This is a genomic window from Saccharopolyspora sp. 7B (assembly GCF_020177435.1).
Taxonomy (GTDB): Bacteria; Actinomycetota; Actinomycetes; order Mycobacteriales; family Pseudonocardiaceae; genus Saccharopolyspora_C; species Saccharopolyspora_C gregorii.
This window is the reverse complement of the sequence record NZ_JAIUKC010000128.1, coordinates 24,792-33,658: the sequence shown is the minus strand read 5'-3', so window position 1 is coordinate 33,658 and position 8,867 is coordinate 24,792. Positions and strand designations below refer to the sequence as shown.

The following is an 8,867-nucleotide window of genomic DNA, read 5'->3' as shown; positions in this document are numbered from 1 at the left end:
GGGCGGCCCCCCCGGGGGCGGGGGCCCCTAAACCCCCCCCCGGCCCCGCCCCCGGGGGGGGGGGGGGGGGGGGCCCCCCCCGGGGGCCCCCCCGCTCACCCCTACCGCACGGCTCGTTCGGCCGCGGGGCCACCTAGAACCCGCCCGAGGTGGCTTCGTGGAACGACTCGTCGGCGAGCGCCCGCTTGATCACCCCGAGCAGCGTAGGGCCCGCTGCGGAGTGCGTAACGGCGCGATGGTCCCGGCACGGCACTCCCCCGACTCGACGTGGGCCGCCCCCGCGGGTGGGCCCCGGTGGAACCGCGAGGCTCCTCGCGAGTCCTGCCGGTCCGCTGTCACGACCCGGCGCGCGGTGGCTGCTCGGGGGAGGCCGTCAGGTCCCAGCCGTTGAGGTGGGAGACGGGGGCGACCCGGGACTCCTCGGCGCGCAGTTCGACGGGCGGGGCGGTGCCGCCGAGGTCCAGGCCGCCGATCAGCCGCGCCGACCGCAGGTCCACCGCCCCGTCGAAGCGGGCGTCGCGCACGTACCACCGCTGCTCGCCCGTGAGCCGCTTGCAGTCCACCGATCCGCGGAACACCGACCGGGCGAAGTCGCAGGGTGCGACGGTCCGAGCGCCGCGCAGCTCCACCGGCCCCGCGAACTCGACGTCGGTGGCCCGGATCCGCCCGAGGAACACCGAGTCCCGCAGGTGCACGCCGCCGCGGAACACCGCACCGCTGAAGACCGTGGTGTGCCGGAAGCGGCAGCGGTAGGCGGCGATGCGCCCGACGATGCGGTCTTCGAGGGAGAACCGCTCCAGCCAGGCGCGGGTCAGGTCCAGGTCGTGGATCGGTGCGTCCGGGTCGTCCCGGTGCGGCAGCAGTGCGACGACGAGCCGCTGCGCGGTCTGCCGCGCGTGCCGCTCCCGCTCCAGCTCCGGTGCGATCTCGGGGAGGTCGCCGCCCGGCAGCAGTTCCGGGAGAGTCCACTTCGGATGGTCGAACGGCCTGCGCAGGTAGGAGCACAGCACGTCCAGCACGGTCTGCGCGTACTGCGGCCTGGTGCGGGCGAGAGCGGCCAGCGAGTGCATCGCGCCGACCCGGACCTGGTCGGCGTCGTGCCCGAGCAGCTCCACGGCGCGGGCGAAGCGCTCGTCGTCGGCGCGGTCCCGGTCGTGGCCGGTGCGGCGGTCCTCCAGCTCCTGCCGCCTGCGCTCCAGGTCGTAGCGCTCCCGGTCGAGCTCCTGGCGCTGCTGGTCGAGTTCCTGGCGGCGTTCCTCGACGCGGCGTCGGCGGTCGTTGAGCCAGAGGGCGTAGAGGGCGACGACGGATCCGGCGGCGAGTCCGCCGGTGCGGAGGGCGTCGGCGCCGGTGCTGCGGGGGTCGAACACCAGCAGCGCGGTGCTGACCCCGCACAGCACGAACACCGCCACGACGATCGTCCCGGCCAGTCCCGCCCGGCGCAGCCGCCGCGTCCCCCACTCGTCCACGGGGCGATCTTCGCAGCCGGCGGCTCCCGGCGGGGCCGGATCAGCCGCGAGCGATGGCTTCGAGCTGGGAGTAGGCGCCGTTGAACGCGTTCTGGTCGATCGGCGTCGAGCTGTACTGCCAGAACGTGTGGAAGCCCCAGCCGTACGGCAGCGCTCCCACGCTGCCCGCGTAGCGCGCGACCCACAGCGGGCTCGTCGAGCTGAAGTCGCCGCGCGCGCACTGGTTCCACCAGTTCGTGCTGGTGTAGATCACCGGGTACCGGCCGGTGCGGTGGAAGTACGTGTCGGAGAAGTCCTTGATCCACGCGGTCATCGAGCCCTGCGAGTGCCCGTAGCAGGTGTCGCCGTACGGGTTGTACTCCACGTCCAGCGCGCCGGGCAGCGTCTTGCCGTCGGGCGACCAGCCGCCGCCGTGGTCGACGAAGAAGTTCGCCTGCGCCGCGCCGCTGGAGACGTCCGGCAGCGCGAAGTGGTAGGCGCCGCGGATCATGCCGACGTCGTAGGACCCGTTGTACTGCTGGGCGAAGTACGGGTTCCGGTAAGTGGTGCCCTCGGTGGCCTTCACGAACGCGAACCGCTTGCCCTGGCCCCAGTACGCGGGCCAGTCCACGTTCTGCTGGTGCCCGCTGACGTCGATGCCCTCGACGGTGGCGAGCGGGGACTTGTCTGGCGCGCCGCGGGTCTCGTCGCCGCCTTCGTGCTTGCGGATCTGGGAGCCCATCGCGTGGTCGGTCGCCGGCTTGTCGGCCTGGGTGCTCATCGCTTCCTCCGATCGGAGAGGGGATGTGCCGGCGTGCGCGGGGATCGCGAGCAGCGCGCACGCCCAGGTGATCGAGAGTAGGGAGATCAGGCCGCGCCGGCGAGCGCGTCCACTCGAATGCGTCATCGAAGGTGGCCCTCTCGAAGAGTCGAAGCCGGTGTCGGGGTCGGGCGTCCGCCTAGCCCGAAAGTGTGGCGAATGTTTTTCAGCTTTCGCAGCGCGAACGTGGGTGAATGACCGGAATGGCGCAATCCGGACGCCGCGGTCACGTCGAGCGACATCTCAGCCGGAGTGAGGGGAATCCGCATGTTTTGACCGCTCCCGACCCGACCGTCGGGTGAACGGCACCTCGGCCCGGCCCGTCGCCGGGCCTGCTGGCCTGCCGGATCGACACGGATGGCTACCCTGGGTGGGCGGGAATGCGGGTTCGACCGCTCAGCGCCACCGGTCGTATGCTCCGGGGACCCGCTTCACCAGGCACAACCGGGCCACCGAAGGACGAACCGGGCACCGGGCGCAATCGGGGCACCTGACCGGCGGGCCACGGCCGAGGGGGCGAACCGACGACGCACGAGTGGAGGGGCGCCACGGGAATGACGGGGTGGACCACGCCGGTCCCGAACACCCGGGAAACGGAGCCGGCGGTGAGCAGAACGGACCGCAGGCGGTTCGCGGCGGTCTGGGCGCAGACCTTGATGGGCACCAGCTACGTGCCCATGACCAGCGCCGAAGTCGAAGGCCGCCTGCTCGGCTACACCGAGCGCCTGGTCGAATCGCTGCTCTCCGACCCGTTCGACCCGGCCGCCGCGCAGGACGTCGGCGACGACCTGGTGGCCGTGCACTTCACCAGCGCCGACTCGCTCGCCCGCACCATCGACCTGATCGGCGACCAGTTCCTCGACGTGCTGCATCTCGACGACGGGCCCGGCTGGCGGCGGCGCATCGCCGCGCTGCAGGGCTCGCTGTGCACCGGGTTCGTCCAGGCCGCCCGCAAGCGCACCCTCGACGAGCAGGAAGCCATCCGGCAGGCCGTGCTCGACGCGCGCGACGCCGTCGAACAGGCCCTGCGCACCAGCGAGGCCCGGTTCCGGGCGATCTTCGCCGAAGCCGCCATCGGCATCTGCATCGCGGACATGGCCGGGCAGGTCCTGGAGGTCAACTCCTCGCTGCGGCGCATCCTCGGGCGCCCCACCGAGGAGCTGAAGCGGATGACCACGCACGACCTGCTGCACCCCGCCGACTCCGAGGGCTTCTGGCGGCTCTACGAGGAGCTCGTCCGCGGCGAGCGCGACCAGTACCGGGTGGAGAAGCAGTTCACCCGCCCCGACGGCGGCCGCGCCTGGACCGACGTGATCGTCTCGCTGGTGCGCGGTGAGGACGGCATGCCGCTGTACCAGGTCGCGATGATCGAGGACGTCACCGACCGCAAGCTCCTCCAGGACCGGCTGCGCCACCAGGCGATGCACGACCCGCTGACCGGGCTGCCGAACCGGGCGCTGTTCATGGAGCGGCTGACCTCCGCGATGCGCACCAGGCAGGACGGCGAGCGGGTCGCGCTCTGCTACATGGACCTGGACGGGTTCAAGGTCATCAACGACAGCCTCGGCCACCACGTCGGCGACGACCTGCTCGTCGCGGTGTCCGAGCGGCTCGCGATGTCCGTGCACGGCGAGGACCGCCTGGTCGCTCGGATGGGCGGCGACGAGTTCGTCATCCTCATCGAGGACTCCGCGAGCACCGAGCAGGCCATCGAGATCGCCGACGAGATCCTCGACGCCCTCGTCGAGCCCATCCGCATCGGTGGCCACGAGCTGTCCGTCTCCGCCAGCATCGGCATCGTCGAACGCCCCGTGCACGGCCAGAGCGCCGCCGAGCTCATGCGCGACGCCGACGTCACGCTGTACTGGGCCAAGGCCGAGGGCAAAGGCCAGTGGGCGTTGTTCGACCCGGACCGCAACGCCACCGAAGTCGCCCAGTACCGGCTGTCGGCGACCATGCCCGCCGCGCTGGAGCGCGAGGAGTTCTACGTCGAGTACCAGCCGCTGGTGGGGCTGCGCGAGTACGGCGTCGTCGGCGTCGAAGCCCTCGCCCGCTGGTGGCACCCCGACCTCGGCAGGCTCGGCCCGGACCGGTTCATCGCGCTCGCCGAGGAGACCGGGCTGATCGTGCCGCTGGGCCGCTGGGTGCTGCGGCAGGCGTGCAAGCAGGCGAAGGAGTGGCAGGACGAGTTCGGCGACGCGGCCCCGTTCGTCAGCGTCAACCTCGCCGTGCGGCAGTCCCGCGACCCCAACCTCGCCTCCGACGTGGAGACGATCCTGCGCGAGACCGACCTCGACCCGTCCCGGCTGCAGCTGGAGCTCACCGAGAGCGCGGTGATGGGCACCGCCGACGAACCCATCGAAACGCTGTGGGCGCTGACGAAGATGGGCGTGCGGATCGCCATCGACGACTTCGGCACCGGTTACTCGAACCTCGCCTACCTGCGGCACCTGCCGGTGCACGAGCTGAAGATCGCCGGTTCGTTCATGTCCGGGCTGCGCGACCCGGAGAAGGCCGATCCGGTGGACGCCCGCATCGTCGGCACCCTCGTGGACCTCGCGCACACCCTCGGGCTCACCGTCACCGCCGAAGGCGTCGAGACGCACGCCCAGGCGCGGCGGATGGCGGAGATCGGCTGCGAGACCGGGCAGGGCTACTTCTTCGCCCGCCCGTGCTCCCCGGAGCGCATCCGAGCGTTCATCGCCGACCACGTGTGACGGTTCCGCACCGTCCTCTTCGGCCGGTCCGGGCCGCTCACCTGCGCGAACCGAGAAGTTCGCCGGGTGATTCGAATTTTTTCGATCGGATGCGCAACTCGCCGAGCGGGTGGACGTCTTACGAGTAGAGAAGCGCGGGGGGACACCGGCGCACACCCGAGGGGAAGGTTCGAACTGATGTTGAAGCGGACTCGTACGGCTACCACGGCGGCGGCACTGGTCGGCGGTGCGCTGCTGCTCGCCGGTTGCGGCGGCCCGGCGGCGTCGAACTCCGCGGTGGGCCAGGAAGGCATGGGGTCCGACCTCGCGCCTTCGGCCGGGCAGGAGGGCATGGGCTCCGACCTCGCCCCCACCGACGACCACGCCAGCGGCACGCACGACGACATCTCCGCCTCCAACTGCTCGGCGGACGACTTCACGTTCACCATGCAGGCGCAGCCCTCCGACGCGGGCAGCACCAAGATGTTCCTGCTCCAGATGGAGAACACCTCCGACAAGTCCTGCGAGCTCGGCGGCTGGGCCGACGTCACGCCGACCAACATGGCCGGCGAGAAGATCGAAGCGCCCTCCGAGAACGTCAACGAGCCCGGCCCGGACCAGAACCTCACCCTGGAGCCCGGCAAGAGCGCCTTCTCCGGCGTAAAGATCGTGAGCGCCGAGAAGTCCGACCCGGACGCCCAGGTCGCCTCCGGCTTCACCGCCGAGCCCACCGACATGCAGGGCGAGGCGAACGTCGACGTGAAGGACCTCAACGGCGAGAGCGGCACCCTGGAGATGGCGGTCAAGAGCATGCAGATCGGCACCCTCCAGTCGTCGCCGCAGGGCGTCGTCGCGTTCTGATCCGCACCGCGAACACCGCGAGCCCGCGCCGGAGGTCGGCGCGGGCTCGTCGCGTTCCCGGGGTCAGACCTGCAGGTCGACCACCGGTTTCACGTCGTCCGGCTTCCGGTCCAGGGCCTGCGGCCAGTCGTCCAGCGGAACCCGGCGGGTGATCAGGTCGGCCAGCCAGTCCTGGTCCGCGTCGGACAGCGACCGCACCGCCTGCTGGTAGTGCCGCAGGTTCGCGTTCACGCTGCCCACCACCACGTCGTTGTCCAGCACCAGCTCGTCGTTGATCGCGCCGGCCGGGACCGGCAGCGTCCGGTCGTGCCCGGCGATGCCGGTGAGCACCGTGATCGCGTTCCGCGCGGTGCGGCGCAGCACCTCGAACACCACCTCGCCGGCGCCGGTCGCCTCGATCACCACGTCCGGTTCGCAGCCCAGGTCGTCCATCGAGGTGTGGTACGTCGCGCCCAGCCGCCGCACCAGCTCCGGCTTCGGCCCGTCGGTCACCTGGTCCAGCACGTGCACGTCCAGCCCGCGCTGCACGCCCAGCAGCGCCCCCAGCAGCCCGATCGCCCCCGCGCCGGTGACCAGCGCGTGCCGCGGCGCGTAGTAGGCGCGGCGGCCGATCAGCTCGGCCTGCTCCCACGCCTTCGCCACCACCGATGCCGGTTCGGTCAGCACCCCGCGGTCGCCCAACCGGGCGGGCACCTTGATCGCGAAGCGGGGTTCGATGGTCCAGCGCTGCGCGCCGAACCCGTCCAGCTCCTTGATGCCGCACTCGGTGAACTCGCCGTTCAGGCAGAAGTCCCACTGGCCCGCCGCGCACGCCGGGCACGGGTGCGGGTCGGGGCGGCGCACCACGCCCACCACCAGGTCGCCCTCGCTGAACCCGCTGATCGCGGGCGCGTACCGCACCCGGCCCAGCGATTCGTGGAACAGCACCATCCGGTCCCGGCCGGGCGGCAGCGCCCCGTGCGACGCGTGCGCCACGTCGTGGTCCGTCGCGCACGACCCGACCAGCAGGCCGTCCACCAGCAGTTCGCCCGGGCCCGGCGTGGGCTCCGGGAGTTCGGAGACCGCAACCGAATCCGGTTCTCCCGGTACCACCGTCGCCGCCTTCACCGCGAATCCTTCCCGTTGCGCCTGCTCGACTCGCCCCGAGTGTGCCCGCCGTGGAGGACCGCGGCCGAATTGACCAGCGCCAAGTGGCTGAACGCCTGCGGGAAGTTCCCGGTGAACCGTCCGGAGTGGACGTCGAACTCCTCGGCGTACAGCCCCACGTCGTTGGCGAGCGCCACGAGCTCGTCGAACATGGCCACCGCCTCGTCCCGCCGCCCGCTCAACGCCAGCGCGTCCACCAGCCAGAACGAGCACGCCAGGAACGAGCCCTCGCGGCCGCTGAGCCCGTCGACCTCGTTGGTGTCCTCGCCCGTCGTGTACCGGTCCACCAGCACGCCGCGGCGCAGCTCCCGCTCCACCACCCGGATCGTGCTGCGCACCCGTTCGTCGTCGCCGGGCAGGAAGCCCACCGAGGGGATGAGCAGCGTCGCCGCGTCCACCGTGGTCCCGCCGTAGTACTGGGTGAACGCGCCCAGCTCCGGGTTCCAGCCCTTGGCCAGCACCTCCGCGTGCACCTCGTCGCGCAGCTCCCGCCAGTGCTCCACCGGGCCCGGCAGCCCGTCCTCCTCGGCGGCCCGCACGGCGCGGTCGAACGCCACCCACACCATCACCCGGGAATGGGTGAAGTGCCGGTCCGGTCCGCGCACCTCCCACAGGCCCTTGTCCGGCTGCTGCCAGATCGTCGCCAGGTGCCGGAGCATCCCGCGCTGCAACGCCCAGGTGTCGGCGTTCTCCGCGACCCCGCGCTCCCGGGCCAGGTGCAGCGCGTCCATCACCTCGCCGTACACGTCGAGCTGCTGCTGGCGGAACGCGCCGTTGCCGACGCGCACCGGCTGCGCGCCCTGGTAGCCGGCGAGCCAGTCCACCTCCCACTCCAGCAGGTGCCGCTCTCCGTCCACGCCGTACATGATCTGCACGCCCGCCGGATCGCCCGCCACGGCGCGCACCAGCCAGCGCCGCCACGCCGCCGCCTCCGCGGAGCAGCCGAAGTTGTCCAGCGCCAGCAGCACCAGCGTCGCGTCCCGCAGCCAGCAGTAGCGGTAGTCCCAGTTCCGGTTGCCGCCGAACGCCTCCGGCAGCGAGGTGGTGGGGGCGGCGATGATGCCGCCGGTGGGGGCGTAGGTGAGCGCCTTGAGCGTGGCCAGCGACCGGTACACGGCCGCCGCGTGCGGGCCGGAGTAGTCGATCTTCTCGGTCCATTCGTGCCAGAAGTCCGCGCTGTCCTGCGTCTCCTGCACCGGATCCATCGGCGGCGGGACCGTCTCGTGGTCGCTGGACCACTGCATCACCCACGAGCGGCGCTGCCCCTCGCTCACGGTGAACACCAGCTCGTGGGCGCGCTCGTGCGGAACCCGCTGCGGCAGCAGGTCACCGCGCAGCACCGCGGTGTGCGGGCCGGCGATCGCCAGGATGTACTCGTCGGGTTCCGGCTCGGCCTGCCGCACGTGCCGCACCCACGGCACCGAGTCGCCGTAGGCGAAGCGCACGATCCAGCGCAGCCGCACGTCGACCTCGCCGGAGACGCCCTCCACCATCCGCACCAGACACGGCGGGTCGTGCTGGTTCTTCTCGTGCGGCGGCATGCTGTCGACCAGCCGGAGCACGCCGCCGTCGGTGTGGAACTCGGTCTCCAGCACCAGCGAGTTGTCCCGGTAGCGGCGCCGCACCTCGCGCACCGGTTCGTCCGGGACGATCTGCCAGTGCCCGTCGCGGCCGTCGCCGAGCAGGCGGCTGAAGCAGGACGGCGAGTCGAAGCGCGGCAGGCACAGCCAGTCCACCGAACCGTCGACGCCCACGAGCGCCGCGGTGCGCAGATCGGACAGCAGGGCGTAGTGCTCGATGGGGCCGGGCGGGCCGACGGGTTGATCGCTCACCTGGCCGAGGCTAGGCATCGACGCCCCGGACGACCACCTCCGCGGCGGCGGTCGTCCCGGGGCG

General features: G+C 72.0%; 6 protein-coding genes. 2 read left to right on the top strand and 4 right to left on the bottom strand.

What is annotated here, in order from left to right; genetic code table 11:
* Positions 1-335 precede the first annotated feature (335 nt).
* Together LCD33_RS20110 and LCD33_RS20105 are read right to left on the bottom strand one after the other, a co-directional pair.
* A complete protein-coding gene (locus tag LCD33_RS20110; protein ID WP_224958029.1) occupies positions 336-1,469 on the bottom strand; it encodes a pentapeptide repeat-containing protein in 1,134 nt (377 codons plus the stop codon).
* A gap of 40 nt (positions 1,470-1,509) precedes the next feature.
* Entirely contained in the window at positions 1,510-2,229 is a 720-nt protein-coding gene (locus LCD33_RS20105; protein ID WP_224967705.1) for a lysozyme, read from the bottom strand.
* Between the two features lie 644 nt (positions 2,230-2,873).
* Between LCD33_RS20105 and LCD33_RS20100 the strand changes: the two genes are divergently transcribed.
* Entirely contained in the window at positions 2,874-4,985 is a 2,112-nt protein-coding gene (locus LCD33_RS20100; protein ID WP_224958027.1) for an EAL domain-containing protein, read from the top strand.
* 177 nt (positions 4,986-5,162) lie between these two features.
* Complete coding sequence (locus tag LCD33_RS20095; protein WP_224967707.1) at positions 5,163-5,825, top strand: DUF4232 domain-containing protein; 663 nt, start codon at positions 5,163-5,165, stop codon at positions 5,823-5,825.
* Between the two features lie 63 nt (positions 5,826-5,888).
* On the opposite strand, the gene LCD33_RS20090 is transcribed toward LCD33_RS20095, so the two are convergent.
* Both LCD33_RS20090 and LCD33_RS20085 read right to left on the bottom strand, forming a co-directional pair.
* The gene (locus LCD33_RS20090) at positions 5,889-6,932 is read right to left on the bottom strand and encodes a glucose 1-dehydrogenase (RefSeq protein WP_224958025.1); all 1,044 of its coding nucleotides are present in this window, start codon (positions 6,930-6,932) and stop codon (positions 5,889-5,891) included.
* Positions 6,929-8,803, bottom strand: coding sequence for a glycoside hydrolase family 15 protein (locus LCD33_RS20085; RefSeq protein WP_224958023.1), 1,875 nt, complete (start codon positions 8,801-8,803; stop codon positions 6,929-6,931). The genes LCD33_RS20090 and LCD33_RS20085 overlap by 4 nt, the downstream gene beginning before the upstream one ends.
* Positions 8,804-8,867 lie beyond the last annotated feature (64 nt).